A 25,387-nucleotide genomic window follows, 5' to 3' on the forward strand; every position below is an offset into this window, starting at 1 on the left:
CAACATGTTAAAGGGAAATTTTCGTTTCAAATTGCACCGGGCGACCTTAATCGCCCTTGCAATTAAGGTACGCTGGTCGCAGGGCCAAACACCGAATAATCAGGCAGATTCACGTTTTGATAAGGTTCCCAACCGCCGCCCAGCGCTTTGTACAGCGCGACCAGATCCAGCGCGCTTTGCATCCGCGCCTGGGTTGATTGTGCCTGTGCTTGCGCCAACTGACGCTGAGCATCCAGTACCTCAAGGAACGTGGAAATCCCCTGCTTATAACTCTCGCTGGCAAGGTCAAAGGCATGTTGAAGCGCACCGGTGGTTTCATCTAATGCCGTGACTTGTTGCTGATCGGCGCGATAGCTGACCAGCGCGTTCTCCACATCCTGCAACGCGGTGAGCACGGTTTGACGATAATCCAGTGCCGCACTCGCCTGCTGCGCACGGGCCAGTTTTACACTCGAAACCAACCTCCCGCCTTGGAAGATAGGGATCGAGAGTGAAGGTCCAATGCTGTAAAAGTGACTGCTCCAGTCATCAAGATAGCTGGCATCGGTATTACGTACGCCCAATTGCCCCGTCAGTGACAGGCTAGGGAACAAATCAGCCACCGACACGCCAATATTGGCGGTTTGCGCATGCAGATTGGCCTCCGCCTGGCGAATATCCGGCCTGCGGCGCGCCAGCGTGGAAGGAATGCCCACCGCCACCATTTTCGGCAATGCTGGCAGCGCTTTGCTGTTCATCAACTCGTTATCTAATGCACCCGGCGTTTTCCCCAATAGCACGGCTAAGCCGTTCATCGCCTGACGTTCTTGCGACTGATACTGCGGCAGTTGTGCGTTCAGAGATGAAAGTTGGGCTCGGGCATTTTCCACATCGGTCAACGGTGCCAAGCCGTTGCGTTGCTGGCTTTGCGTCAGTTCCCATGTTTGCTGCGCGACACTAATCTGCTGTTGCAAAGTATCGAGCACTGCCTGTGATCCACGTAATTGCAGATACGCGCGCGCCACTTCGGCCTCCAACGACACCAGTGCATCATTGCGCTGCTCAATTGCCGCCTGCTGCTGCGCATCTGCTGCTTCCATCTGGCGGCGCACCTTGCCCCACAGATCTAATTCCCAGCTGGCATCAAAGCTGCCCTGATATAAGGTCACCGAGTGGTCTAAACCATTCAGTTGATTCGCCACATCGCTATCAACCTGATCGTATACCCCGTTGGATTTCAGCAACCCTTTCACACCCAACTGCTGGCGTGTCACTTTGGCCGATCCATTCACTGAGGGAAAAAGTCCGCCGCGCGCCTGCGCCAACTGCTCGCGTGCCCCGGCAATGCGCAGGACGGATTGTTGCAAAGTGAGATTGCCCGCAATGGCGCGTTCAATCAGGCTATCCAATTGCGGATCATTAAAACTTTTCCACCACAGCGCGTTAGTGGCTGCCGCCAGCGGCTTCGATGCTTCCTGAGACGGCAAATCGCGATAACTGCCAGGCGTTTGGGCGTGGGGTGGCTGGTAATCTGGGCCTACGGCGCACCCTGCTAACATCAGGGCCAGCGCCATCAGGCTCAAACGTGGAGAGGTGATCATTTTAATGTGCTCCTGCACTGCCTTCGCTCTTGATCGGCGAAAGCAACCAACAAAAAGGAATCAACAGCAAGGCCACAATACTCAGCCCCATAAACACATCGATATAAGCCAGAATACGCGCCTGGGCGATCATTTCTTTATACAGCTGGCCCGTTGCCAAGGTCAGAGGATCGCCGACTGCCGTCGTAAAGTCGCGAATGGCTTGCGCCCAGTGCTGCAGCGTAATATTGAATGGCTCATTGAGCGGCGTCATGTTGTGGATCATGCTGGCCGAACGCGCCTGCATGCGCTCGGTAATGCCGGCTGTCGCCAGTGAAATGCCTATCGAACCGGCCACGTTACGGAACATGGTAAACAGTGCGGAGGCATCGGCATTCAGCCGCTGAGGCACGGTGATAAAGGCGATGGTAGTCAGGGGGACAAACAGGAAGCCCAGCCCGATGGATTGCGCGCTACGCATTAGCACCAGCGTGGTGAAATCGACGTTGGGTGTCAGGGTGGTGGAGTAGAAAAACGCACTGGCGAGGCAGGTGAAGCCAAAGGCGATAATATAACGCGTCTGCACAATGGGCATCAGTTTTAGTACCAACGGGATGGTGAGCACAATTAATACCGCACCGGGCGAGAGCACCAGCCCTGACCAAGTGGCGGTATAGCCCAGATCCTGCTGTGCCAGCTGCGGAAGCACCACCGAACTGCCATACAGAATCATCGCCATACCGGCCATCAACAAACCGGCAACCCAGAAGTTGCGATCCTTCATCACTGTGATATCCACCACCGGCTTACGAGCGTACAACAACCAGTAGATCGCCCCAACAATCCCGACTGCGGCCAGCATGGCAAACAGCCGGATAAAGTGGGAATCAAACCAGTCAGCATCCTCGCCACGGTCGAGAAACACCTGCAAGCAGCCTAATCCCAAGGTGATCAAACTGATACCGATGTAATCGATCTTCAGCTTGCCCTTCGCCCACTTGCGCTCCCACGGCGGATCCTCCAGCAGTTGGTAAATTGCCAGTACCGTCAAAATGCCCACCGGGATGTTAATAAAGAACACCCAGCGCCAGCTGTAGTTATCGGTGATCCAACCACCCAGTGTCGGGCCAATTACCGGCGCGACGATAATCGCAATCGACGAGAGGCCAAAAGCTTTACCGCGATCTTCTGCTTTGAAGTAATCGAGCAGTACCGACTGCTGAACAGGCTGCAAACCGCCACCGAAAAAGCCCTGCAAAACGCGAAACAGGATGATTTGCCAAAGCTCAGTCGCAATGCCGCACAGGAATGAGCAGATGGTGAACATCACAATACAGATCAGGAAGAACTGCTTACGACCAAACAGGCGGCTGAAGAACGCGGAAATCGGCAGCACAATGCCGTTGGCTACCAGGTAAGAGGTCAGCACCCATGTGGATTCGTCATAGCTAGAAGAGAGTGAACCGGCGATATGCGGCAGCGCAACGTTGACGATAGTGGTGTCGAGAATCTCCATAAACACCGCCAGCGTCACCGTGATGGCAACCAGCCAGGGATTGCTGGCCGGACGCCAGCTTTCGCTCGCACTCATTCGACAGTGACCTTGGGTTCAACCGATAAGCCGAGCGGCAGTGGATGATTCGGATCCAATCCTTTATCGATAACGATTTTAACCGGTACGCGCTGCACAATTTTCACGTAGTTGCCGGTGGCATTTTCGGCTGGGAAAGTTGAAAAGCGCGAGCCCGAGCCCATCTGAATACTGTCCACGTGCCCTTCCAGCTTCATGTCCGGCCAGGCATCAATGGTGATGTCCACTTTATCGCCTGGGTTCATCCGCGCCAGTTGCGTCTCTTTAAAATTGGCGGTGATCCAGATATCCGGGGATACCAGCGAGAACAGTGCCGTGCCTGCCTGCACCAGAGAGCCAATATGCACATTACGCTTGGTGACGAAACCATCATAAGGTGCGCGCACCTCGGTATATGACAGGTTAAGATCAGCGGTATTAAGCTGCGCCTGCGCCTGCTCGACCTGCTGCTGACGCGCCTCAACATTGGTTTCCTGCTGACGAATCTGCAACTGAACTTGCGAAGCGACTTCAACCTGCGCTTTGGCACTCTGCAATTGCGCTTCAGCGGATCGCAACTGTGCTGCTGCAGTATCTATATTGCGCTGTGAAGTGGCGCGCGGGTCGACACCGCGCTGACGACGATAATCTGCCTGCGCATTCAGCAAATTGGCTTGAGCTTTGGCTTGTTCAGCAATGGCCTGATCGCGCTGTGCCGGATATTGCACACGAGACAAGGCTAACTGCGCCTGTGCCTGATGCAATTGCGCCTTGGCCAGACCCAGCTGTGCTTGTGCCTGAGCGCGCTGAGCGGTGTTATCCCGGGGATCGATCTCCACCAGCAAATCGCCCTTCTTCACCCGCTGGTTATCATTAACCAGTAGCTTCACCACGTAACCTGCGGCTTTCGGCGCAATGGTCACGGCGTTACTCTCGGTAAAGGCATCGTCGGTGGTTTCGATGTTGCGAGTCGTAAACCAGAACCACAATCCCACCAGCAGCATAATCACCACCACAACAGCAAGAATGATCAGTGGCTTTTTACCTGGGCGTTTACGTTGTGGTTCGGTGTTATCTGGGTTGGTTTCTGAAGCGTGCTGCGCATCCTGCTGCTCGCGAGCGGGCGGCTGATTGTGGTTATCACTCATAGGTTATCATCGCTGGCTGTGATCCCGATCCACGGGCAAAAACGGTCAACTTAACCTTAGATGGGAAATTGACAAATGCCAGTGCAACTTTACACAACCCGACAATCAACGCATTTTCTGCCACCAGCAAAGATAACACGCTGAATAATCAGCGCGTCAGTCAGGGCGACAGTGCAATATTCTCGCCTTAGCGCAGCCAGTGTAGCAGGAGCCATCCGCACAGCATTGACCACGCCAGCATCGGTAATGAGAAGAGATGAAAACGCCACCAGACACGGGCGTCTTGCGCCATACGCAACGCGATTAAATTTGCCAGAGAGCCGGGTAACAAACCGAAACCACCGATATTGACGGCCCAGGCTAATACCTCTGACGGAGGCACTTTTTGCAACAGGAGAATGGTCGCGGGCACATTACTGATCACCTGAGAAAGCCCGATAGCCAGCAGATATAATTCGCCTTCACCCAACTGGCTAATGGCGGCAAAATGCGGCTGCAACAGTGGCAGATGCATGAGTAGAAACACATCAATGAACATGGCAACGAATACCAGCAGCAGGCTCCAGTCGATACTGGCTAATACGCTACGAGCGATTATCAGGAAGCAACCCGCCACCAACAAGAGCGCCCAACCGGTCATTTTCAACTCCAATGCCACCACAAAAACCAAGTAGAGCAGCACGCTGATGATAAACAAGGGTTTTTGCCACTGATGCGCTTCGCTTTGCGTATGTTTTTGAATAGCGCGAGCGGAGAAACTCCACCACGTCAACACCATAAGGGTGATCATTAATACGGCAGCGAGGGGGGCCATTTGCAAGATAAAGCCGGACACGCTCAGTGTGCCATGGCTCCATAACAAAATATTTTGCGGATTACCGACCGGCGTCAAAAGCGAACCGGCATTGACTGCCAGCGCTTCAAAAATGATTAAGCGTGAAATCGGCAAGCGTGAGAATTTACGTAACGTCAGGGTGAGCGGCACCAGAATAAACAGCGCGACATCATTGGTCAGAAAAGTGGAGAGCAAAGCGGCAGCACACACCATGAATAACGCCAGTGCACGTTCATGCTGGAAACGTTGTATCAGGCGTGCACCCAGGACATCAAAATAGCCACTGTTTTCCAGCCCTTTGGTCAACATCAATAAACCCGTCAGCGTCATGATGGTGTGCCAGTCAACAGCAGCGGGCAATTGCGACCAGCGATACTCTGCCAGCGGCAATAAAATCACACCCAACAGCAACAACAAATGCAAAATACGATCACGCATTAAAGAACGAAGCACGATGGGCATGATGGCGAAAGGCCTTGTAGGTTAACGACTCTCGTAAAATTGTTTAAACACTGCCAGCGTTTCATCACTGACGTGATGTTCAAGGCCTTCAGAATCGCGGCGGGCAGTTTCAGGGCTGACGCCCAGCGCCAACAGGAAACTTTCAACAATGTGGTGACGCACGCGGCTCGCTTCAGCCAGTTTCTCACCTTCGGGCGTCAGGAAAACCCCACGGTAAGGCACCTGCTCAACCAACCCAGTCGTACCCAAACGCTTCAGCATTTTGGCCACGGTGGGCTGAGATACACCCAGGCGCGCCGCCATATCTACTTGACGGGCTTCACCAAATTCACGAATTAAATCAGAGATTAACTCTACATAGTCATCAATAAGTTCACGTCGATGCGCTTCGCGCACTTGGCGAAATCCTTCGACATGCTCCTCAATATCTTTAAGCGGCCCTTGGGGCGTATTGTTGGCGCTCTTTGCACGACGACTCATTCAGCTTCCTCATTATTATCTGCCGCACTTTAACTGCGGTGCGGGCCTGGCTGCGCTCATTGTAAACCAGGCACAAATAAGCACAAATTTTTCCTAAATAGTGTTGGCTAAAGAGTATAGCCAGTGCTATCTTTGTTCGTAATGTAAGCGAATAGCTTATTAAGGAGGCAACGATGAACGAACCTTATCTGCTGCTGCTCCTTTTCCTGCTGTTTATCGCAGGCTTATGCTTACTGTTACGTCGTCATTCATTCGGGAGGTGAACATGACCACCATGAAAAACTGCCTCGACTGTGGTAAATGCTTCCAGGTTGAGCAAAGCAAACCGGCTTTTGAGTTGAAATCGCTGTTGTGCATTTTTAAGCGCTCGCCGTTTGCTTTGCGTCTGATGTTGATTGAAAAGCTGACCGGTAAACAACTCACAGAGCGTCCTTGCCCCAATCTGATCTGGCGCGGCTAAATCCTCCATAGCTTTTCTGTTTGGATCCGTTTTCCCAACGGATCCTTTGCGCGATCTCACATTTTGTTACCCTTTTAGTCCCACTCTTTCCATTGTTATTGAACGAAAGCCTAATCCCCATTTTTACTGTGGCTGAATCGGTTCAAGTTTGTATCCCTTCTTTCCTTCAACGACGGTTAAACGATTAGGCTGCTAACATTTAGCTTGCAACCGATTGTGACAGCTGATTAATCTCCTCATAACAAAAAATTACATACTTATAACAAAATCAACCCAGGGTGGGTTTTTCGTAAGGAAGATCAGCAATGTCACAAAAAAAGCCTGAAGAGCAACCGTCGGGCAGGAGACGATTTTTACAAAAATCGCTCTCGCTCATTCCGCTCGCCGCCGCAGCCAGTACCGGTGTGGTCTCTCTCTCCTCCCCCGCAGCCGACAAGCCGCAAGGCGTGTTATCTGACTATGTTCCAGCCTACTTCAACGATAAAGAGTGGAAATTTCTGCTCGCTGCACTGGATCGCCTGATCCCCGCTGACGCGAATGGCCCCGGTGCCGTGAGTGAAGGGGTGCAGGTATTTATCGATAAGCAGATGGAATTGCCTTACGGCTATGGACGCCTGTGGTACATGCAGGGTCCGTTCGCCGATTCCATTCCAGAAATGGGTTACCAATCCCATCTTGTCCCACGCGACACCTATCGCTTAGGTATCGCTTTAGCTGACCAGCATTGTCAGCAGCAATTTCAAAAGGATTTTTATCAACTGGAAACCGCGCAGCAGGAAGACATACTACGCGCGCTGGAAGCCGACAAACTGCAGAACGATGCCATTCACGGCAAGCTGTTTTTCGAGCAACTGCTGGAGAACGCTAAAGAGGGTTATCTCGCCGATCCGATTCACGGCGGCAACCAAACGCTGGCCTCGTGGAAAATGATCGGTTTTCCCGGTGCACGTGCGGATTTCGTCGATACCGTACAGCAGCCTAATAAACCCTACCCTCTTGGCCCAGTCAGCATTTCCAGTAAAAGGAGCGTGTAATGGCGGCAGTAAAAAAAGCGCCCGTCGATGTCGTCATCGTCGGGTTCGGCTGGACCGGTTCGCTTATGGCGATGGAACTGGCCAGTTCTGGATTAAATATTGTGGCACTGGAACGCGGCGAAAATCGCGATACTTACCCCGACTTTTCCTATCCGCGTATTGCCGATGAGCTGACTTACGGCATTCGTTTAAAACTGTTCCAAAATGCCTCGAAAGAGACCGTGACGGTTCGCCATACCACGCAGGAAACTGCGCTTCCCTATCGCCGCTTCGGTTCTTTCCTACCCGGTGATGGCGTGGGCGGCGCAGGTACGCACTGGAATGGACAACTCTGGCGTCCACTGGAAGCCGATCTGAAAATGAGAAGCACTGTGATTGAAAAGTACGGTGCCGATTTCATTCCAAAGGACATGACGGTTCAGGATTATCCGTTCACCTATGATGAGATGGAGCCGTATTTCGACAAGTTCGAAAAAATCTGCGGGGCAGCCGGCCAGGTCGGCAATCTAAACGGTGAGAAAATCGAGGGCGGCAACCCCTTCGAGGCCCCCCGCAAAAATGGTTATCCAACGAAACCTCTGGAAACCCTGTACGCCGGTGAGCTGTTCTCTAAGGCTGCCAAACAACTGGGATACCATCCGTTCGAATGTCCTGCGGCTAACTGTACCGAAGCCTGGACCAACCCTTACAACGTGCAACTTGGCGTGTGTAACTACTGCGGTTATTGCGAACGTTTTGGCTGCTTTAACTACTCTAAGGGTTCTCCACAAAGCTGCGTGATTCCGGCTTTGAAACCGTTCAGTAACTTTGAGTTGCGCACTCAGGCACACGTGATCCGCGTCAACACCGATAGCAGCGGCAAAAAAGCCACCGGTGTGACCTACATTGATGCGCAAGGCAACGAGGTCGAGCAACCGGCGGACCTGGTGATCCTGAGTGCATTCCAACTGCACAATGTGCGTTTACTGCTGCTGTCTAAAATTGGCAAGCCCTACGATCCGCAAACCGGTGATGGCGTGGTGGGCAGGAACTACGCCTACCAAATGACCGGCGGCATCAAGCTGTTTTACGACAACGACAACTGGTTCAATCCGTTTGCTGCCACCGGCGCGACTTCAACCTTGATCGACAATTTCAACGCTGAAAACTTTGATCACAGCAAAGTCGGCTTTGTCGGCGGTGCCACCATCTCGGCGGCTTTCTCAGGCGGGCGTCCAATCCAGCAGATGGGTATTCCTAAAGATGCGCCACGCTGGGGATCCGGTTGGAAACAGGCCATCAAAGATAATTATCTGCACAACATGAACGTCGGCTCGTCCGGATCAGTGATGCCGTATAAGCAGTGCTATCTCGACCTTGACCCTACGTACCGTGATATCTACGGCCAACCGCTGCTGCGTATGACGTTCGACTGGCAGCAGAACGAGCTGAAGATGACCAACTTCATCAAAGATAAGGCCGAGGAGATCGTCAAGGTGATGAATCCTAAGCACTATGAAGTGGGCTTCAAAACGCTCAACAGCCATTACGATGTTCGCCCTTACCAATCAACGCACACCACAGGTGGTGCAGTGATGGGTGACGATCCACGTACCAGCGTCGTAAACAAGTTCCTGCAAAGCTGGGATGTACCAAACGTGTTCGTTACGGGCGCATGCTGCTTCCCGCAAAACCTGGCTTACAACCCAACCGGGATTGTGTGTGCTACCGCATTATTCGCGGCGGATGCGATTCGCAACCGCTATCTCGCTAACCCTGGTCCGCTGGTTCAGGCCTGATAAGGAGCGTTATAGTGAAAATTTCCGCACTCTTTCTCGCTCTGAGCGGCGCGTTGGTCAGCCATGCGGCACTGGCCGCCAGCGAAGCCTCGGTTAAACAGGGTGAATATCTGGCAAAAGCGGGCGATTGCGCCGCGTGCCACACTGCAGCAGGCGGGCAACCTTTTGCGGGTGGACTCAAAATGAGCACGCCGATTGGCGCCATCTACTCCACCAACATTACACCCGACAAAACCCACGGTATTGGCGACTACAGCTACGAGGATTTTTCCAAAGCGGTGCGCAGTGGTGTAACCAAAGATGGTAGTTCGCTCTATCCGGCCATGCCCTATCCGTCCTATGCAAAAATCAGCGACAGCGATATGCATGCCCTGTATGACTATTTCATGCAAGGTGTCAAACCGGTCAGTCAGGAAAATCACAAGAGTGACATTCCATGGCCGCTCAGTATGCGCTGGCCGCTGGCGTTCTGGCGCTGGACGTTCGCCGATGACAGCGCCTATGCACCGGTTGCAGGTCAATCGGAACAGTGGCAGCGCGGCGCTTATCTGGTGCAAAGTCTTGGTCACTGCGGGTCTTGTCATACCCCGCGCGGTATCGCTTTCCAGGAAAAAGCCATGGACCAGAGCGATAAAGGCTATCTAACTGGCGGCACGTTGGAAGGCTGGCATGCACCGGATCTGACCGCCAGCCCAGCGGCAGGCTTAGGGAGCTGGTCAGAACAGGATATCGCGACCTTCCTGAAGACCGGCGCGAATCAGCAAGGCGCGGCGTTTGGTTCCATGACCGATGTCATCGCGCACAGTACCCAGTACCTCAGTGATGAGGATCTGAACGCGATTGCCGTCTATCTGAAGTCTCTTCCTGCCGCAGAGAATTCCCCTGCACCAGCAAGCAGCGATGCCACCGCGCAGGCGCTGTTCAAAGGGGATGTCAGTCAACCCGGCGCGCAGGTTTACGTGGATAACTGTGCAGCCTGCCACCGCACCGATGGTAAAGGCTATGCCAGTACCTTCCCGGCGCTGGCGCACAACCCAGCCTTGCTGAGTGAGGATCCGTCATCGGTGATCAGTGTGATTCTGAAAGGTGGCCAGCGTGCGATCACGCAACAGGCGCCAACCGGATTCACCATGCCTGATTTTGCCTGGCGGCTTGATGACCAACAGGTTGCGGATGTCGCCAACTTCATCCGTAATGGGTGGGGCAACAAAGCGGCGCCAGTCACGGCTGATCAGGTTAAAAAGATCCGCGCGACCTTGTCCGCTCCACCTCCAGCCTCACCGCAGTAAGCAAAAAAAACGGCCCGTAATGGGCCGTTTCTCATGCAAATCTGGTCTAAGCAAAACTTAGAAGCTGTAGCCTACGCCAGCAATCCAGGTGCCAACGTCTACACTGCGAATACGGCTCTGCTCGTAACCCACGTCAACGGCAACGTTCTGGATTGGGTTGAACTGCATACCTGCACCGTAAGAGAAGCCTACGTCGCTTGAATCAGTTTTGTACTGTGCAGCAGCGTCAGTTGCCTGGTATTTGCCGTAACCGATACCGATTACGCCGTAGATGCTTGCCCAGTCGTTCAGACGGTAAGCAGGACCACCGGTGATACCGTAGTATTGGCCTTTGTTGTAAACGCCAGCATCAGTACGGTCTTTTTCGGTGTAGGTGAAAGAACCGATCCAACCCAGTGGGTTAGTACCGTCTTCATAACGGTATTTCAAGTTGAAGCCGTTTGCTTTGTTAGCAACGCCTTGGTAATCGCTCTGCGCGTAACCACCAGTAACGGTGCTCTGTGCCATGGCTGAACCTGCAGAAACTGCCAGTACACAAGCCAGTGCTGAAAGACATGCAATTTTTTTCATAAACCACCTCAAATGTGAATATACTTCTCTCCTGACAACGCTAAAAATATAACAAAAAATAGCGAGAAACTCTGCCCGCAATTTGTTGTCTAACAGATTGTTTGGTGTAACAGAAAGTTAATGAATTATCGTATGTCATTCATTTTACTTATAAAAAGCGTCATCTTTCTGCAATATAATTTCGGGCTAAAAATAATACCTTTAAGTAAATTCCTAAACTAACCTGACATTTCTTTACTGAAATGGCGCTAAAAGTGGCTATTTAATCGCCTACCGCTGCGTTTGTTTTACGTTTCTCTCTGCTCCATATTTGCTTCGGATTCATTTACACTGGTTTTTTGTTGCTTCGCTGTTAATGAATACAAGAATGGATCCCCTCATGTCCGCACCTCTGACAACACCCAAAATGGCTTCGGTGTTATTCCCGATTTCCGTACTTCTGATTGCTATACTCTCGCTGCAAGGCGGCGCCTCGTTGGCAAAATCACTGTTCCCTACGGTAGGCGCGCCCGGCATCACCGCACTTCGCTTGGGACTTGGCACGCTAATCCTGTGTGTCATCTTTAAGCCGTGGCGCCTGCGCTTCACACGTGAGCAGCGCAAGCCGCTATTGATGTATGGTCTGGCGCTCGGCTGCATGAATTACCTCTTCTATTTATCTATACGCACCGTCCCCCTCGGCGTAGCCGTAGGCCTGGAATTCTTAGGCCCCCTTACGCTGGCTCTGGCGGGCGCCCGCCGCCCACTCGATTTCCTCTGGGTGACGCTGGCAGTGACTGGATTATGGTTCTTGCTGCCTATTGGTGATGGCATCAGCCATATCGATCCACTGGGTGCTCTGCTGGCGGTGGGTGCGGGTGCCTGTTGGGCAGTCTATATTTTGGCGGGGCAACGGGCGGGGGCTGAGCATGGTCCAGCAACCGTCGCGATGGGATCGTTAATTGCTTCGGTGATTTTTGTTCCGCTCGGCCTAACTTTTGCCGCGCCCGGTATCTGGCATTGGGAAATTTTACCCTTGGCTTTAGTCATCGCCCTGCTCTCCAGTGCAATCCCCTATTCTCTGGAAATGATGGCACTAACCCGCCTGCCAGCCCGCATTTTCGGCACGCTGATGAGCCTCGAACCTGCGATGGCCGCTCTCTCAGGCATGCTTTTCCTGGGGGAACTGTTGACGTTGAAGCAATGGGTAGCCTTACTGGCGATTATCGCCGCTTCTGCCGGATCAACGCTGACCATGAAACAAAAGAGTGCAAAAATAAACGAAGTGGATATTAATCATCTGCAATAAATAATTCGGATTCAGCCTGTAAAATAACAGGCTGAATAAATAACCATTCTCATTTAATTTTTTGCCTTCCACCCCTATTCCTGACGTTATTATTCTGCAACATCATTAAAGAATAATTAACACCACTTATATCTACATGATTTATAGATAATTAACCCTCAGCACCTCACCCCCTCATAATATTAAGATTTATCTATTCCTGTCATTGGTTTAAACAATCCAGCAGAACGAAGAACTGCTGCTATACTTATTTCCGTGCTTGATTAGGACAACCATCAATTAGAGGACATTAATGATGAGTACCGCAAAACTGGTTAAAACTAAATCGTCTGATCTCATTTACACCCGTAATGATGTTGCTGATAGCGATAAGAAAGCGACCATCGAGGTGCTCAACCGTCTGGTAGTAGAATTCATCGACCTGTCACTGATCACTAAACAGGCGCACTGGAACATGCGCGGCGCCAACTTTATCGGTGTCCATGAGATGCTGGATGGCTTCCGTACCGCGATTACCGACCATCAGGACACGATTGCAGAACGCGTGGTGCAGTTAGGCGGTGTTGCACTGGGTACGACCCAGATCGTCAACGATAAAACGCCGTTGAAAAGCTACCCGCTTAATATCCACACCGTACAGGATCACTTAAAAGCGTTAGCAGACCGTTATGCGGTAGTGGCTAACGATACGCGTAAAGCGATCAGTGAAGTGAGCGATGAAGACTCCGCAGATATTTTCACGGCTGCTTCGCGAGACCTCGATAAATTCCTGTGGTTCATCGAATCCAACATTGAATAAAGCGAGATTAGAAAAGGCGGGTTGTCCCGCCTTTTTTATATTTGTAACATTATGGTGCTTTTTTTGACGTCGTTAACAATTTCTTAATCCTGCCTTTCCCTTGCTAATCCCTTGGTGCACACTGTGCCCGCACCACAACAGCACATTGCACCATTTTGGTGAGCAAAAATGGTGCAAGACTTTCATTTGATGCAAAATCGGTTCAGCCTGGCCCTGCATCCTGCTGATTACGATTGAAATGAAAAGTTGGCATAGTTTTTTCATATGATAAGCCGTACAACGGGCCATTAGGCTTGTAGGGTAATAAGGAAAATAATGATGAAGTCATTGATTAAAGTCTCCGTGGCCGCGCTGGCGCTGGCCTTCTCGCTTTCTTCCACTGCAGCAGATAAAAAACTGGTTGTCGCCACTGATACCGCCTTCGTGCCGTTTGAGTTCAAGCAAGGCAACGATTATGTCGGTTTCGATATCGACCTTTGGGCCGCTATCGCTAAAGAGCTGAAACTGGATTACACCCTGAAGCCAATGGATTTCAGCGGTATCATCCCTGCACTGCAAACCAAAAACGTAGATGTGGCACTGGCCGGTATCACCATTACCGACGAGCGTAAAAAAGCTATCGACTTCTCTGACGGCTACTACAAAAGTGGTCTGTTAGTGATGGTGCGTGAGAATGAAAACAACATTAAAAGTATCGATGATCTGAACGGTAAAACCGTTGCAGTGAAAAGCGGCACCGGTTCTGTTGATTACGCTAAAGCGCACATCAAATATAAAGACCTGCGCCAGTTCCCGAACATCGACAACGCCTACATGGAGTTAGGCACCAACCGTGCTGATGCTGTGCTGCATGACACGCCAAACATCCTGTATTTCATCCACACTGCAGGTAAAGGTCGCTTTAAAGCGGTTGGCGAATCTATCTCAGCCCAGCAGTACGGTATCGCCTTGCCGAAAGGCAGCGACGACCTGCGTAACCAAATCAATGGCGCATTGAAAACCCTGCGCGACAACGGTACTTACAACACTATTTATAAAAAATGGTTCGGCACCGAACCTAAATAATTCCGGCTTAAGCCGATTTTTGCAGCAGGGAGCACGTTCTCCCTGCTTTTTATATTTCCATTGCAATTGATTCTGGAGTGACACCATGGAGTTTGACTGGAGCGTCATTTGGCCTGCCCTGCCGATATTGATCGAAGGCGCCAAAATGACCCTGATAATTTCCGTACTCGGCCTGGTCGGCGGTTTGATTATCGGCTTAGTTGCCGGTTTCGCCCGTGCCTACGGCGGTTGGATTACCAATAACCTTGCATTAGTGTTCATCGAACTGATTCGCGGTACGCCAATTGTGGTACAGGTGATGTTTATCTACTTCGCCCTGCCAATGGCCTTCCCGGATCTGCGTATCGATCCGTTCACCGCAGCCGTGGTGACCATCATGATTAACTCCGGTGCTTACATCGCGGAAATCACGCGCGGTGCCGTATTGTCAATCAACAAAGGTTTCCGTGAAGCGGGCCTGGCGCTGGGTCTGTCTAGTCGTGAAACCCTGCGCTATGTCATCATGCCGCTGGCGCTGCGTCGTATGCTGCCACCGCTGGGTAACCAGTGGATTGTCAGCATTAAAGATACCTCGCTGTTTATCGTGATTGGTGTGGCAGAACTGACGCGTCAGGGCCAGGAGATCATCGCCGGCAACTTCCGCGCGTTGGAGATCTGGAGTGCTGTTGCCATCATCTATCTGGTTATTACGCTGGTGTTGAGCTTTGTGCTGCGCCGTATTGAGAAAAGGGTGAAAATCCTGTGATTGAATTTAAAAACGTCTCTAAAAACTTCGGCCAGACCCAAGTTCTGCACGATATCAACCTGAAGATTAATCAGGGTGAAGTGGTGGTGATTATTGGGCCATCAGGCTCGGGTAAATCAACGCTGCTGCGCTGCATCAACAAACTGGAAGAGATCACCACCGGTGACCTGATTGTTGATGGTATGAAGGTTAACGACCCTAAAGTCGATGATCGCCTGATTCGTCAGGAAGCCGGTATGGTGTTCCAGCAGTTCCATCTGTTCCCACAGATGAGTGCGTTGGATAACGTTGCCTTCGGCCCGATTCGCGTTCGCGGTACGAAGAAAGCCGATGCACAAAAGCTGGCGCGTGAGTTGCTGGGCAAAGTGGGCCTCGCTGAGCGTGCGCATCACTTCCCAGCAGAGTTGTCAGGTGGACAACAGCAGCGTGTGGCCATTGCCCGTGCGCTGGCGGTCAAACCTAAGATGATGCTGTTTGATGAGCCGACTTCGGCGCTGGATCCAGAGCTGCGCCATGAGGTCCTCAAGGTCATGCAAGATCTGGCTGAAGAAGGCATGACGATGGTTATCGTGACGCACGAAGTCGGCTTTGCACAGAAAGTGGCTTCACGTCTGATCTTCATCGACAAAGGCACCATTGCTGAAGATGGCAACCCGGATGAGTTGATCACCAACCCACCGAGCGATCGTCTGCGCGAGTTCCTGCAGCACGTTTCATAATGCCCAGGGCGGCTATCTGGCCGCCCTCCTTCCGTTAAAGAATTTTCCTTTCAGAATCTTCACCTTCCATTGCTGACTATACTTTTTCTCTTGTGCCGCTTTGCGTTGCTCAAGGAGAAAGTCATGTCGTTTGCCCGCCCATCATGGCACTTAGCCATGTGGATGATGCTCTGCCTGTTTCTTGTTCCCACCGCGAATGCGGTTAATTTGCCACAGGCGGCCGTTGCCGCTTCGCAAAACACAGCCCCCGCGGCCAACAGTACGCCCAACGGCGAACCCACGATTGAAGACAAAAAAGCCGCCTATGCGGCGCTGGCCAATATTCTGGAAAATAATGATTCGCGCCAGGAGTTGATTGAGCAACTGCGGCAGGCAGCCAACAGCAAAACGGTGAACGAGCAACCGGTGCTGGCACCGCCACAGGCGAATCAAGAAGACCCTACCGTGCTGGAGAGCGTCACCAATGTGACGCGCGAATATGGCGGCGCGGTGGCCTCGCAGTTTGTTCGATTGCATGACAACATCACCAATGCACCGCACAAAGCTTTTAACCAGCAAACCTTTTTCAACGCCCTGAAATACTTCGTTGGATTGGCCGCTGCGGTATTTGCTTTCTACTGGCTAACGCGGCTGTTGATGTACCCTATTTGGCAGCGTATGGGCCGTTGGGGGCGCAACCATAATCTGGATCGCAGCAAATGGCTCCACCTCCCTGCCACTATTGTGTTGGCCTTTATCATTGATTTGCTGTTACTGGCTCTGACGTTATTTGTCGGTCAGATCATCAGTGATAACTACCACAGCAACAATCGCACTATTGCCTATCAACAAGGGCTGTTCCTTAACGCCTTTGCGCTGATCGAATTCTTTAAAGCCGTGTTGCGCCTGATTTTCTGTCCACGCTTCTCGACGCTGCGTTTCTTCCATCTTTCTGATGCTCGCGCGCGCTACTGGAATACGCGCCTGAGTTGGCTGAGCGGCATCATTGGCTATGGTTTACTGGTGGTGGTGCCGATTGTCTCCAATCAGGTCAATGTACAGGTCGGCGCGCTAGTGAATGTGCTGATTATGTGCATTATGACCGGCTGGGCGCTGTGGTTGATTTTCCGTAATAAGCGCAATATTCATGATGAGCTATCGCGTTTGGCCGACCGCAGCATGAGCTTTTTTGCATTGTTCATTCGCGCCTTTGGCATGGTGTGGCACTGGTTGGCGAGCGCCTATTTTATCGCGCTGTTCTTGTTTTCCATTTTCAATCCCGGCGATAGCCTGAAGTTTATGATGTCCGCCACAGTCCGCAGCATGGCGATCATCGTTATCGCTGCACTCGTCTCCGGCATGCTGACCCGCTGGATAGGTAAAACCCTGACGCTGTCACCCGATCTGCGCCGCAACTATCCTGAACTGCAAAAACGCGTCAATGACTGGGTGAAAGCTCTGCTGAAACTCGCTCGGGTGATCACCGTATTTGCCACCTTGCTATTACTACTTAATGCCTGGAATCTGTTCGATCTTTGGCACTGGTTGACGCTTGGCGCCGGGCAGAAAATGGTCGATGTGATGATCCGTATCGTGATGATTTTGCTGCTCTCGGCAGTGGGTTGGACGTTACTCGCCAGCCTGATCGAAAGCCGCCTGGCTTCTGACTCACACGGCCGTCCCATGCCGAGCGCGCGTACCCGCACTTTGCTGACGCTGTTTCGTAATGCGCTGGCGGTGGTGATCAGTACGATTACCATCATGATCTTATTGTCGGAGGTTGGAGTGAACATCGCACCGCTGCTGGCGGGTGCCGGTGCGCTAGGTTTGGCCGTTTCATTTGGTTCGCAAACGCTGGTGAAGGACATTATCACCGGTATCTTTATCCAGTTTGAGAACGGGATGAATACTGGCGACCTGGTCACCATCGGACCGATTACCGGCACGGTTGAAAGAATGTCGATCCGTTCAGTGGGGGTACGGCAGGACACCGGGGCGTATCACATCATTCCCTGGTCCTCGATCACCACTTTTGCCAACTTCGTGCGCGGCATCGGCTCGTTCGTGGCGAACTATGACGTGGACCGCAGTGAGGATACGGAACGCGTGAATGCCACTTTACAAGCCGCGGTGAAAGATTTGCTGAAAAATCCAGATATTCGCGGCATGGTGATTGGCGAACCGAGCTTTGCAGGTCTGGTCGGCTTAACCAATCAATCCTTTACCGTACGCGTGTCATTCACCACCCAGCCGTTAAAACAGTGGACGGTGCGGTTTGCATTGGATGATAAGGTCAAGAAGCACTTCGATGCAGCAGGGATTAAAGCCCCGCATCAAACGGTGGAAGTGATGCAAACCGGCAGCGATGTGGCAGCGGTTGCCAGTGTTCCTGCGCTGCCACCTCCGATGTAACGGCTGATAGATGTGCAATTTATTGCACATCTATCAACGACATCACTGCGGTAGCGGCGCCATTTGTTGCACATCTGTCCCGCCTTAAAGCGCGCCGCTATCACAGCCCGGTGGTTTAGCGTGGCAAACGTTTAGCGCGCGCGGCTGGCGGCAGGAAGGTCCAGGCAATAAAGCGGCTCTGTTTCTGGCCCTGCGCCATCTCGATGATACGCACTTCATATGCATCGAGATCACGTAGCTGGTCGCGCAGCGCAGGCAAATTCTCTTTGCGTGACACCAGCGAGGTGAACCAGACAATGTGGTCTGCGTAGGCCACGCTCTCATCGATCATCTGACCCACGAATTTACGCTCACCGCCATCACACCATAGCTCGTTGTGCTGACCGCCAAAGTTAAGCGGTGCATTTTTACCCAAGCCAAGATTACGCGTTTTACGCTGGCCGACCATCGCGGCTTCCTGCGCAGAAGCGTGAAAAGGCGGATTACACAGCACCGCATGATAGCGTTCATTTTTGTGTACTACGCCCGCAAAAATGGTCGATGCCTCTTTTTGACGACGCAGACGCACTCCGCGTTGTAAACCCGGATTGCTCGCCACAATCTGGTTGGCAGCAGTAATCGCTTCGGCGGTAATCTCAGTGCCGGTAAAGCGCCAGCCATACTCGGCGTTGCCGATCAGGGGATAGATCAGATTGGCACCACAGCCGATGTCCATGATGTCGATATCACGCGGAATTTTGCCGCCGTTGTCGCTGGCCAATAAATCAGCCAGCGAGTGAATGTAATCGGCACGGCCAGGCACTGGCGGCGTCAAATACCCCTCTGGCAGCTGCCAGTTGAGGTTATAGAACAGTTTGATCAGCGCCTGATTCAGCAGCATCACCGCTTCAGGGTCGGCAAAGTCCACCGACAATTCGCCATAGCCATTTGGGCGCACTTTCACCGTCAGCGGTGGATGAGCAGCGGTCAGTGCAGCAAAATCATAATGGCCTTGATGGCGATTACGTGGATGGAATGGCGAGGTAGCGGCTGGCTTGTTCATAGATTCTCCGGAAAGTAGCGCGGGCGTAAGATACGCTGGATGGCGGCATCGCACAATCCGCTTACACAATTATTGCCTTTGCGCCTGAGGCTAAGCCGTTAAGATAACGCATTGTTCATCACTGGGAGCAGAAATGACACGTCAGAGATATTCTTACCAGCCACGCGCAGGACATGGTTTGCCGCACGATCCGTTAAACGCCATTGTTGGCCCACGTCCCATCGGTTGGGTCAGTTCGCTCAGCGCCAGCGGCCAACGCAACCTGGCGCCTTATAGTTTCTTTAACTGCTTCAACTATCATCCGCCGATCATCGGTTTTGCCAGCAGTGGTTGGAAAGACAGCGTGCGCAACATCAGTGAGAGCAAAGAGTTTGTCTGGAATCTGGCGACGCGTCCGCTGGCCGAAGCGATGAACGAAAGCTCCGCCTCAGTACCGCCGGAACAGGATGAATTTGCCCTGGCCGGATTGACACCTATTGCCGCTTCGCACGTTAACGTCAGTATGGTGGCAGAAAGCCCGGTAAATTTTGAGTGTCGTCTTACTCAGTTGATCCGCTTACAGGATGTGCAGGGAACCGAGCTGGAGAGCTGGCTGGTGTTAGGTGAAGTGGTGGCGATTCATATTGATGAGGCGCTGCTGGAAAACGGCATTTATCAAACCGCCAAGGCGCAGCCGATTTTACGTGCCGGTGGCCCATCGGCCTATTATGGCATCAGTGAGGATCTGCGCTTTGATTTAGTACGTCCGGATGCGCGCCGCGTTTAATGTTTTCTGGTTGTCTGTTCGGGTGTGCAGGTTGGTTTAAAACAGAGATTACGCAGCCCAGAGCAGCTTGGGCGCTGATGGCTACAGACTGTGCACACTCTTCAGTGCGTTTCGCCACAAAGGGCACAATGTGAATGGCCGTAGCGCCTCTGATGCTGCAAGGGCTATCCGCAGCGCTGAGGCTTTTACGTTGAGCCAGGAGCCAGCCGCATGGATGCGGCTGGCAGTTCGGGTAGGCCTGGATGGCCATACCCGAACGATCCGTCGGCACGACGTGGAAGCCGAGGGCACCGCGTCAGCGGCGCGAGGACTGCCCGGCAGCAGCAGAGGTGTTACGGCCCGCACCCAGCCGTATTCAACTGCTCAGCGCCATCCATCAAGCACCGTTTTTCATCACCTCAACCGCCCTGGCAATTTCCGGTGCCAGCCAACGATCTTCCTGCCAGTTCGCCACCATCGCCCGTAATCGGCGCAAGGCCTGTTTCGTGCCTTCCGCTAGCTCTGCCTCGCCGTGAAAATCCAGTGCCTGTGCCGCCAGCAAATACTCAATCGCCAGAATCTGCCAGACATTGCCCACCAGCTTCAGCAGTTTCAATGCTGCCCCCGTACCGAGACTGAGATGATCCTCCTGCAAGCCCGACGTCACATAATTATCCAGTACCGCCGGTTGCGCCAGTTGGCGGTTCTCCGCACACAACGATGCCGCCACATACTGCGCAATCATCATGCCGGAATTCACGCCCGGCTGCGCCACTAAAAACGCCGGTAAACCACTCACCAGCGGATTAACCAAACGATCTAAGCGCCGCTCAGCAATACTGCCCACTTCCGCCATGGCAATCGCCAGCAAATCTGCCGCCATCGCCACCGATTCGCCGTGCGGATTAGCCTGTGATACCACGCGCCAGTTATCCACTGTGCCAAGCACCAGAGGGTTATCTGTGCAGGCATTTAACTCTGTATCGACCTGCCGTGCTGCGTGTGCGAACTGGTCGCGACTGGCACCGTGTACCTGCGGCATCGAACGCAAGCTGAGTGCATCCTGCGTGCGAATGCCTTCACTCTTTGCCAAAAGCGGACTGTCGCTCAACAGCTGGCGCAATCGCTGCCCGCTTACCTGCATGCCTGGACTGGCTTTCAGCGCGATCACTTCAGCATCAAATGCCACCAACTGCCCCCGCAACGCCTCAAAACTCATGGCGCCCGTGACATCCGCCCAATCAAGTAGCCGTGCCGCATCATCAAGTGCCAGACACGATAACCCGGTCATGCAGGGCGTGCCATTCACCAGGCTCAAGCCTTCTTTAGCGCCGGGACGATAAGGTTTTGATCCAGCAAGCGCCAGCGCCTGTTCGGCAGGCATAATTTGTTGCTGATACTCCACGTCACCCACGCCGATGAGTGCCAAACCAATGTGAGCCATATGGCTGAGATAGCCCACAGAGCCCTGCGATGGCACCTGCGGAGTGACCTGCTGATTCAGCAACGCCAGCAAATGCTGCACCAGTGCGACAGAGACGCCCGATTTGCCATGACTGTAGTTGGCGATCGCCGCACACAGAATGGCACGCACCTGCTCACGCGCCAGCAATGGCCCCACCCCACAAGCATGGCTGAGCAGCGTATTACGAGATAACTGACTGAGCTGTTCTTCCGGCAAGCTGATGTTGCACAACGCGCCCAACCCGGTGTTGATGCCATAGGCAATGTGGCCGGTCGCCACAATCTGCTCGACGATCTCACGCCCTTGGGCAATACGCTGCCAGGCGCTGGCGCTTAACGTCAGTTCTGCATTGTGCCGCGCCACCTGCACCACATCCTGCCAGGCGAGTGTTTCATCACCCCACACTATCGTCATGCTGGCTGCTCCGCATGGTGGCTTTGATGGCTGGATATAAATTGCTTAAAGCGCTGAGAACCTTGTGCACCAAACATCTCCTCCGGCGTGCCCTGGCAATCGATGGTGCCTTGATGCATAAACACCACACGATTTGAGACATTGCGTGCAAATCCCATTTCGTGCGTCACCACCAGCATGGTGCGGCCCTCTTCAGCCAGGCTACGCATCACTTTCAGCACTTCGCCCACCAGCTCTGGATCCAGCGCGGAAGTCGGTTCATCAAACAACATCACTTCCGGGTCCATCGCCAATGCGCGGGCAATGGCGACGCGTTGCTGCTGCCCACCAGAGAGCTGCGCAGGATAAAAATCTTTGCGATTCAGTAACCCCACGCGGTCCAGCAACTGTTCTGCCTGATCGATACAACTTTTCTTATCGCGCTTCAGCACATAGTGCGGACCTTCAATCACGTTCTGCAGCACCGTCATGTGCGACCACAAGTTAAAACTCTGGAACACCATGCCCAAACGAGAACGCAGGCGCTCAATCTGTTTGGGATTCGCCGCTAACTGATGGCCACGCGCATGGCGCTTCATTTCGATGGTTTCGCCCCCCACGCTGACCACCCCGGCATCCGGTGTTTCCAGCAGATTAATGCAGCGCAGCAAAGTACTTTTACCCGATCCGCTAGCACCGAGAATCGAGATGACATCGCCTTGATGTGCCTGCAGCGAGATGCCTTTTAAAACTTCCATCGCGCCAAAGGATTTATGGATATCGGTGGCGGTTAAGGTGACAGGGGATGTGGATTGCATCTTACTCTCCGGCAAGCGGTTTAATGGCGGGTAACGGCTTTTTTTCAACGCGATGCACCGGGGTTAAACGGCGTTCTAACCACGCGTAAAGCTGGACGATAATGAAATTCAGGATCAGGTAAATCGCGGCAGCGCAGATAAACACTTCCATAGTGCGGTAGGTGCGCTGAATGATCTGCTGCGCCACGCCGGTGACATCCCATACGGTCACCAAGCTGGCAAGTGCGGTGGATTTCACCAGCAGGATCGCTTCGGTGGAATAAGCGGGCAGCGCATAACGCAACATGATCGGTGCGATGATGCGACGCAGCAGCAACCAGCGCGACATGCCGCAAGCCAACCCGGCTTCAACCTGGCCCGGCGGCACAGCCAACAAGGCACCACGCAGGATCTCAGCGGTATAAGCCGCCGTACACAGCGACAACGCCAGCACCGCGCAGATAAAAGGCTCGCGCAGGAAGGGCCAGACAAAGCTATGACGGATCACCCCAAACTGACCCAGTCCGTAATAGATCAGGAACAGCTGGATCAGCAATGGCGAACCACGAAACACCAAAATATAGCCGCGCGCAAAGCCGCTCAGCACCCGCCAGCGACTCATGCGCAATGACAGAATACCGATGGCGAGAATGCCACCACAGAGAAACGCACTGATAAACAAGCCGAGGGTCACCGGCAGTGCGGCGCTCAGTTTGAGAAAGGTATCGGTCAGAAAGGCGAAGTCGATCATGCTGCTGCTCCTTAATGCTGCGCCGCAGTGCGACTTTGCCAGGCGCGTCCAAGGCGTGTTTCCGCCCGACGAAACGCATGATTAGATAACAGTGTCAGCACCAGATAGCAGGCACCGCCAATCAAATAGAACGTGAAGTAATCGCGCGTGGATCCTGCAGCCACTTGGCTGGCACGCATCAGCTCGACAATGCCAGTAACCGACACCAGCGCCGAATCTTTCAGGCTCATCTGCCAGACGTTTGACATGCCTGGCAGCGCATAGCGCACAATCTGCGGCAACAGAATGCGCTGTGTGATGCGCCAGCGCGGCATACCAATCGCCACTGCGGCCTCAACTTCACCTTTTGCTAGCGCCAGTCGAGCCGCGCGATACACTTCACCTTGATAAGATCCAGAGATGAGCCCAATCGCCAGTGCACCAATGAGGAATGGCGGTGCTTCGATAAAGCCATCCGCACCAAACATCTGTCCCACCAGCGTAATCAGTCCCGACCCACCAAAATAGAACAGGTAGATCACCAGCAGTTCCGGGATACCGCGAAACACCGTCGAATAGGCTTCGCCCAACCAGCGGACCCAGCGCTGCGGCGACAACTTGGCCGCTGCCACGCCGGAACCTACCACGGCACCAATCATCAGCGCGGCCAGCGACAACAGTAGCGTGGTAAAGGCGGCACCCAAAATCAGGCGGCCCCAGCCATCAGCACCAAAACTCAGCAGGCTCATCATCTTTCACCTCACTTACGGGGTTACGTCAGTTTTAAACCACTTCTCACTCAGCTTTTTCACCGTGCCATCGGCCAGTGCGGCTTTGATCGCCTCATCGAGCTTGGCTTTCAGATCGTTGTCTGCCATACGCACGCCCATCGCTTCGCCCTCACCCCAGATCGGGCCACCCAACTGCGGGCCGCTAAAGGTCAGGTTATTGTTCTCTTTACGCGCCAGCATCGATTGGGCAAAAGTCACATCGTCGAATACCGCATCTATACGACCGGCCTGCAGATCGAGAATTGCATCAGCGGAGGAAGTGTATTCACGCACGTCAGCGACATCTTTGAAGTATTTATCAATAAATGGCGTGTAAACCGTGCCGGATGCGATACCGATGGTTTTGCCTTTCAACGCTGCTTTTAGCGGGGCAATCGCTGTGTTGATCTCTTTCTCATCGTCATGCAGCTTGATGATGTTGTGATCGGCTGGCATCAGCGGGCTGTCTTTCGTGGTGATAAAGGTGGCTGGCGTGGACGCATAAGGTACGGTGAAATTGACCACTTTTTTACGGTCTGGCGTAATGACAATCGCATCCATAATCACGTCATATTTACCGGCGTTAAGCCCGGCGATCATGCCATCCCAGTTCTGCACCACCAACTTGCACTGGATGCCCATGCGCTTGCATAAGTCTTCCATCAGCTCAGGTTCAAAGCCACCTAACTTGCCGCCCGGCAATGTCAGGTTCCAGGGTTCATAGCTGCCTTCGGTAGCGATGGTGATCGATTTCCACTCTTTGGCCTGCACAGCAACACCGCTAATTATCAGGCTGGCAAACAGGGTGGTGAGGCAAAAACGGCGAATTGGGGCGCGATGCGTCATGCGGTTTCTCCTGGTCATTAATCGAATTGGCTGTCTCTGTTAGCTGATACAACGCAGATGACATTTCATGTATATACAAGTTAGCTTGCGGCAGATCATTGTCGGCATAAGCTTTTTGTGAGCCAGCCAGAATAAAAAGTGATAATCGCCTTGTGGTCTTTACTTGTACATACAACCTAGCAAGCACTGTGCCAGATCAAGAAAGGCGGCAAACTCGGTGGATGGAGAGGTGAGGTGCGCGGTAATGCACTGCAATGCAGCAGAGACTGCACCAAGATGTAGCTTACAGAGTGAGTGCTGACGTCGCGCATGGATGTAGCGGCGCAATTTATTGCGTACGGATAGCGACATCATGGCTTTCAATGCGCACGATAAATCGCGCCGCTACGGTTTTATGCAGTTTGCAG

General features: G+C 53.0%; 24 protein-coding genes. 11 read left to right on the plus strand and 13 right to left on the minus strand.

Annotated features, from left to right (window positions below):
- Window positions 1–62: 62 nt before the first annotated feature.
- From HA51_RS25085 to mntR, 5 genes are all read right to left on the minus strand, one after another.
- On the minus strand, window positions 63–1,580 hold the full coding sequence (locus HA51_RS25085) for an efflux transporter outer membrane subunit (RefSeq protein WP_425435797.1): 1,518 nt from the start codon (window positions 1,578–1,580) through the stop codon (window positions 63–65).
- Between the two features lies 1 nt (window position 1,581).
- Complete coding sequence (locus tag HA51_RS25090; protein ID WP_084938115.1) at window positions 1,582–3,150, minus strand: DHA2 family efflux MFS transporter permease subunit; 1,569 nt, start codon at window positions 3,148–3,150, stop codon at window positions 1,582–1,584.
- Window positions 3,147–4,277 (minus strand): HlyD family secretion protein, encoded by a 1,131-nt coding sequence (locus tag HA51_RS25095; RefSeq protein WP_084938117.1) that lies wholly within the window; start codon window positions 4,275–4,277, stop codon window positions 3,147–3,149. Before HA51_RS25095 ends, HA51_RS25090 begins: the two co-directional genes overlap by 4 nt.
- A gap of 187 nt (window positions 4,278–4,464) precedes the next feature.
- Complete coding sequence (locus HA51_RS25100) at window positions 4,465–5,574, minus strand: SLC13 family permease (protein ID WP_084938119.1); 1,110 nt, start codon at window positions 5,572–5,574, stop codon at window positions 4,465–4,467.
- A gap of 21 nt (window positions 5,575–5,595) precedes the next feature.
- Complete coding sequence (gene mntR, locus HA51_RS25105) at window positions 5,596–6,054, minus strand: manganese-binding transcriptional regulator MntR (protein WP_084938122.1); 459 nt, start codon at window positions 6,052–6,054, stop codon at window positions 5,596–5,598.
- Between the two features lie 265 nt (window positions 6,055–6,319).
- On the opposite strand from mntR, the gene HA51_RS25110 reads away from it, so the two are divergent.
- The 4 genes from HA51_RS25110 (at window position 6,320) to HA51_RS25125 (ending at window position 10,615) form a co-directional block, all read left to right on the plus strand.
- Window positions 6,320–6,514: a hypothetical protein gene (locus HA51_RS25110; RefSeq protein ID WP_084938124.1), complete on the plus strand. Its 195-nt coding sequence runs from the start codon at window positions 6,320–6,322 to the stop codon at window positions 6,512–6,514.
- A gap of 305 nt (window positions 6,515–6,819) precedes the next feature.
- Window positions 6,820–7,548 carry a gluconate 2-dehydrogenase subunit 3 family protein gene (locus tag HA51_RS25115; RefSeq protein WP_084938127.1) on the plus strand — a complete coding sequence of 243 codons (729 nt, stop codon included), beginning with the start codon at window positions 6,820–6,822 and terminating at the stop codon, window positions 7,546–7,548.
- Window positions 7,548–9,326, plus strand: a complete 1,779-nt coding sequence (locus HA51_RS25120; RefSeq protein ID WP_084938129.1) for a GMC family oxidoreductase — start codon at window positions 7,548–7,550, stop codon at window positions 9,324–9,326. Before HA51_RS25115 ends, HA51_RS25120 begins: the two co-directional genes overlap by 1 nt.
- 14 nt (window positions 9,327–9,340) lie before the next feature.
- The gene (locus HA51_RS25125; protein ID WP_139810738.1) at window positions 9,341–10,615 is read left to right on the plus strand and encodes a c-type cytochrome; all 1,275 of its coding nucleotides are present in this window, start codon (window positions 9,341–9,343) and stop codon (window positions 10,613–10,615) included.
- A gap of 57 nt (window positions 10,616–10,672) precedes the next feature.
- Here HA51_RS25125 and ompX read toward each other — a convergent pair whose 3' ends face one another.
- Entirely contained in the window at window positions 10,673–11,185 is a 513-nt protein-coding gene (gene ompX, locus HA51_RS25130; protein ID WP_084938135.1) for an outer membrane protein OmpX, read from the minus strand.
- A 379-nt stretch (window positions 11,186–11,564) separates the two neighbouring features.
- Between ompX and rhtA the strand changes: the two genes are divergently transcribed.
- The 6 genes from rhtA (at window position 11,565) to ybiO (ending at window position 18,192) form a co-directional block, all read left to right on the plus strand.
- Window positions 11,565–12,473 (plus strand): threonine/homoserine exporter RhtA, encoded by a 909-nt coding sequence (gene rhtA / locus HA51_RS25135; protein ID WP_084938137.1) that lies wholly within the window; start codon window positions 11,565–11,567, stop codon window positions 12,471–12,473.
- 295 nt (window positions 12,474–12,768) lie between these two features.
- Window positions 12,769–13,272 carry a DNA starvation/stationary phase protection protein Dps gene (gene dps / locus HA51_RS25140; RefSeq protein WP_084938139.1) on the plus strand — a complete coding sequence of 168 codons (504 nt, stop codon included), beginning with the start codon at window positions 12,769–12,771 and terminating at the stop codon, window positions 13,270–13,272.
- Between the two features lie 318 nt (window positions 13,273–13,590).
- Window positions 13,591–14,337 carry a glutamine ABC transporter substrate-binding protein GlnH gene (glnH, locus tag HA51_RS25145; protein ID WP_084938142.1) on the plus strand — a complete coding sequence of 249 codons (747 nt, stop codon included), beginning with the start codon at window positions 13,591–13,593 and terminating at the stop codon, window positions 14,335–14,337.
- 85 nt (window positions 14,338–14,422) lie between these two features.
- Window positions 14,423–15,082, plus strand: a complete 660-nt coding sequence (gene glnP / locus HA51_RS25150) for a glutamine ABC transporter permease GlnP (protein WP_084938144.1) — start codon at window positions 14,423–14,425, stop codon at window positions 15,080–15,082.
- Window positions 15,079–15,801, plus strand: coding sequence for a glutamine ABC transporter ATP-binding protein GlnQ (gene glnQ / locus HA51_RS25155; protein ID WP_084938147.1), 723 nt, complete (start codon window positions 15,079–15,081; stop codon window positions 15,799–15,801). Before glnP ends, glnQ begins: the two co-directional genes overlap by 4 nt.
- Before the next feature lie 156 nt (window positions 15,802–15,957).
- Window positions 15,958–18,192 carry a mechanosensitive channel protein gene (gene ybiO / locus HA51_RS25160; protein WP_245840266.1) on the plus strand — a complete coding sequence of 745 codons (2,235 nt, stop codon included), beginning with the start codon at window positions 15,958–15,960 and terminating at the stop codon, window positions 18,190–18,192.
- 115 nt (window positions 18,193–18,307) lie between these two features.
- On the opposite strand, the gene rlmF is transcribed toward ybiO, so the two are convergent.
- A complete protein-coding gene (rlmF, locus tag HA51_RS25165; RefSeq protein WP_084938152.1) occupies window positions 18,308–19,234 on the minus strand; it encodes a 23S rRNA (adenine(1618)-N(6))-methyltransferase RlmF in 927 nt (308 codons plus the stop codon).
- 133 nt (window positions 19,235–19,367) lie between these two features.
- Between rlmF and HA51_RS25170 the strand changes: the two genes are divergently transcribed.
- Complete coding sequence (locus HA51_RS25170) at window positions 19,368–20,000, plus strand: flavin reductase family protein (RefSeq protein WP_084938154.1); 633 nt, start codon at window positions 19,368–19,370, stop codon at window positions 19,998–20,000.
- Window positions 20,001–20,376: 376 nt separating this feature from the next.
- Here the strand turns inward: HA51_RS25170 and HA51_RS25175 are convergent, their stop codons facing one another.
- The 6 genes from HA51_RS25175 to HA51_RS27065 form a co-directional block, all read right to left on the minus strand.
- The gene (locus HA51_RS25175; protein WP_084938157.1) at window positions 20,377–21,858 is read right to left on the minus strand and encodes an HAL/PAL/TAL family ammonia-lyase; all 1,482 of its coding nucleotides are present in this window, start codon (window positions 21,856–21,858) and stop codon (window positions 20,377–20,379) included.
- Window positions 21,855–22,655, minus strand: a complete 801-nt coding sequence (locus HA51_RS25180) for an ABC transporter ATP-binding protein (protein ID WP_084938160.1) — start codon at window positions 22,653–22,655, stop codon at window positions 21,855–21,857. Before HA51_RS25180 ends, HA51_RS25175 begins: the two co-directional genes overlap by 4 nt.
- 1 nt (window position 22,656) lies before the next feature.
- Window positions 22,657–23,385 carry an ABC transporter permease gene (locus tag HA51_RS25185; protein ID WP_084938162.1) on the minus strand — a complete coding sequence of 243 codons (729 nt, stop codon included), beginning with the start codon at window positions 23,383–23,385 and terminating at the stop codon, window positions 22,657–22,659.
- Window positions 23,386–23,396: 11 nt separating this feature from the next.
- The gene (locus HA51_RS25190) at window positions 23,397–24,116 is read right to left on the minus strand and encodes an ABC transporter permease (protein ID WP_084938165.1); all 720 of its coding nucleotides are present in this window, start codon (window positions 24,114–24,116) and stop codon (window positions 23,397–23,399) included.
- 12 nt (window positions 24,117–24,128) lie between these two features.
- Window positions 24,129–24,980, minus strand: coding sequence for a transporter substrate-binding domain-containing protein (locus tag HA51_RS25195; protein ID WP_084938167.1), 852 nt, complete (start codon window positions 24,978–24,980; stop codon window positions 24,129–24,131).
- 159 nt (window positions 24,981–25,139) lie between these two features.
- Window positions 25,140–25,334 carry a hypothetical protein gene (locus HA51_RS27065; RefSeq protein ID WP_139810739.1) on the minus strand — a complete coding sequence of 65 codons (195 nt, stop codon included), beginning with the start codon at window positions 25,332–25,334 and terminating at the stop codon, window positions 25,140–25,142.
- Window positions 25,335–25,387 lie beyond the last annotated feature (53 nt).

Origin of the sequence: Pantoea rwandensis, assembly GCF_002095475.1 — a bacterium.
Classification (GTDB): Bacteria; Pseudomonadota; Gammaproteobacteria; order Enterobacterales; family Enterobacteriaceae; genus Pantoea; species Pantoea rwandensis.

Excerpts from the sequence above, each read along its gene's own strand:
- HA51_RS25085 (WP_425435797.1), bottom strand. The coding sequence starts at position 1,580 with ATGATCACCTCTCCACGTTTGAGCCTGATGGCGCTGGCCCTGATGTTA.
- HA51_RS25090 (WP_084938115.1), bottom strand. The coding sequence starts at position 3,150 with ATGAGTGCGAGCGAAAGCTGGCGTCCGGCCAGCAATCCCTGGCTGGTT.
- HA51_RS25095 (WP_084938117.1), bottom strand. The coding sequence starts at position 4,277 with ATGAGTGATAACCACAATCAGCCGCCCGCTCGCGAGCAGCAGGATGCG.
- HA51_RS25100 (WP_084938119.1), bottom strand. The coding sequence starts at position 5,574 with ATGCCCATCGTGCTTCGTTCTTTAATGCGTGATCGTATTTTGCATTTG.
- mntR (WP_084938122.1), bottom strand. The coding sequence starts at position 6,054 with ATGAGTCGTCGTGCAAAGAGCGCCAACAATACGCCCCAAGGGCCGCTT.
- HA51_RS25110 (WP_084938124.1), top strand. The coding sequence starts at position 6,320 with ATGACCACCATGAAAAACTGCCTCGACTGTGGTAAATGCTTCCAGGTT.
- HA51_RS25115 (WP_084938127.1), top strand. The coding sequence starts at position 6,820 with ATGTCACAAAAAAAGCCTGAAGAGCAACCGTCGGGCAGGAGACGATTT.
- HA51_RS25120 (WP_084938129.1), top strand. The coding sequence starts at position 7,548 with ATGGCGGCAGTAAAAAAAGCGCCCGTCGATGTCGTCATCGTCGGGTTC.
- ompX (WP_084938135.1), bottom strand. The coding sequence starts at position 11,185 with ATGAAAAAAATTGCATGTCTTTCAGCACTGGCTTGTGTACTGGCAGTT.
- rhtA (WP_084938137.1), top strand. The coding sequence starts at position 11,565 with ATGTCCGCACCTCTGACAACACCCAAAATGGCTTCGGTGTTATTCCCG.
- dps (WP_084938139.1), top strand. The coding sequence starts at position 12,769 with ATGAGTACCGCAAAACTGGTTAAAACTAAATCGTCTGATCTCATTTAC.
- glnH (WP_084938142.1), top strand. The coding sequence starts at position 13,591 with ATGAAGTCATTGATTAAAGTCTCCGTGGCCGCGCTGGCGCTGGCCTTC.
- glnP (WP_084938144.1), top strand. The coding sequence starts at position 14,423 with ATGGAGTTTGACTGGAGCGTCATTTGGCCTGCCCTGCCGATATTGATC.
- ybiO (WP_245840266.1), top strand. The coding sequence starts at position 15,958 with ATGTGGATGATGCTCTGCCTGTTTCTTGTTCCCACCGCGAATGCGGTT.
- rlmF (WP_084938152.1), bottom strand. The coding sequence starts at position 19,234 with ATGAACAAGCCAGCCGCTACCTCGCCATTCCATCCACGTAATCGCCAT.
- HA51_RS25170 (WP_084938154.1), top strand. The coding sequence starts at position 19,368 with ATGACACGTCAGAGATATTCTTACCAGCCACGCGCAGGACATGGTTTG.
- HA51_RS25175 (WP_084938157.1), bottom strand. The coding sequence starts at position 21,858 with ATGACGATAGTGTGGGGTGATGAAACACTCGCCTGGCAGGATGTGGTG.
- HA51_RS25180 (WP_084938160.1), bottom strand. The coding sequence starts at position 22,655 with ATGCAATCCACATCCCCTGTCACCTTAACCGCCACCGATATCCATAAA.
- HA51_RS25185 (WP_084938162.1), bottom strand. The coding sequence starts at position 23,385 with ATGATCGACTTCGCCTTTCTGACCGATACCTTTCTCAAACTGAGCGCC.
- HA51_RS25190 (WP_084938165.1), bottom strand. The coding sequence starts at position 24,116 with ATGATGAGCCTGCTGAGTTTTGGTGCTGATGGCTGGGGCCGCCTGATT.
- HA51_RS25195 (WP_084938167.1), bottom strand. The coding sequence starts at position 24,980 with ATGACGCATCGCGCCCCAATTCGCCGTTTTTGCCTCACCACCCTGTTT.
- HA51_RS27065 (WP_139810739.1), bottom strand. The coding sequence starts at position 25,334 with ATGATGTCGCTATCCGTACGCAATAAATTGCGCCGCTACATCCATGCG.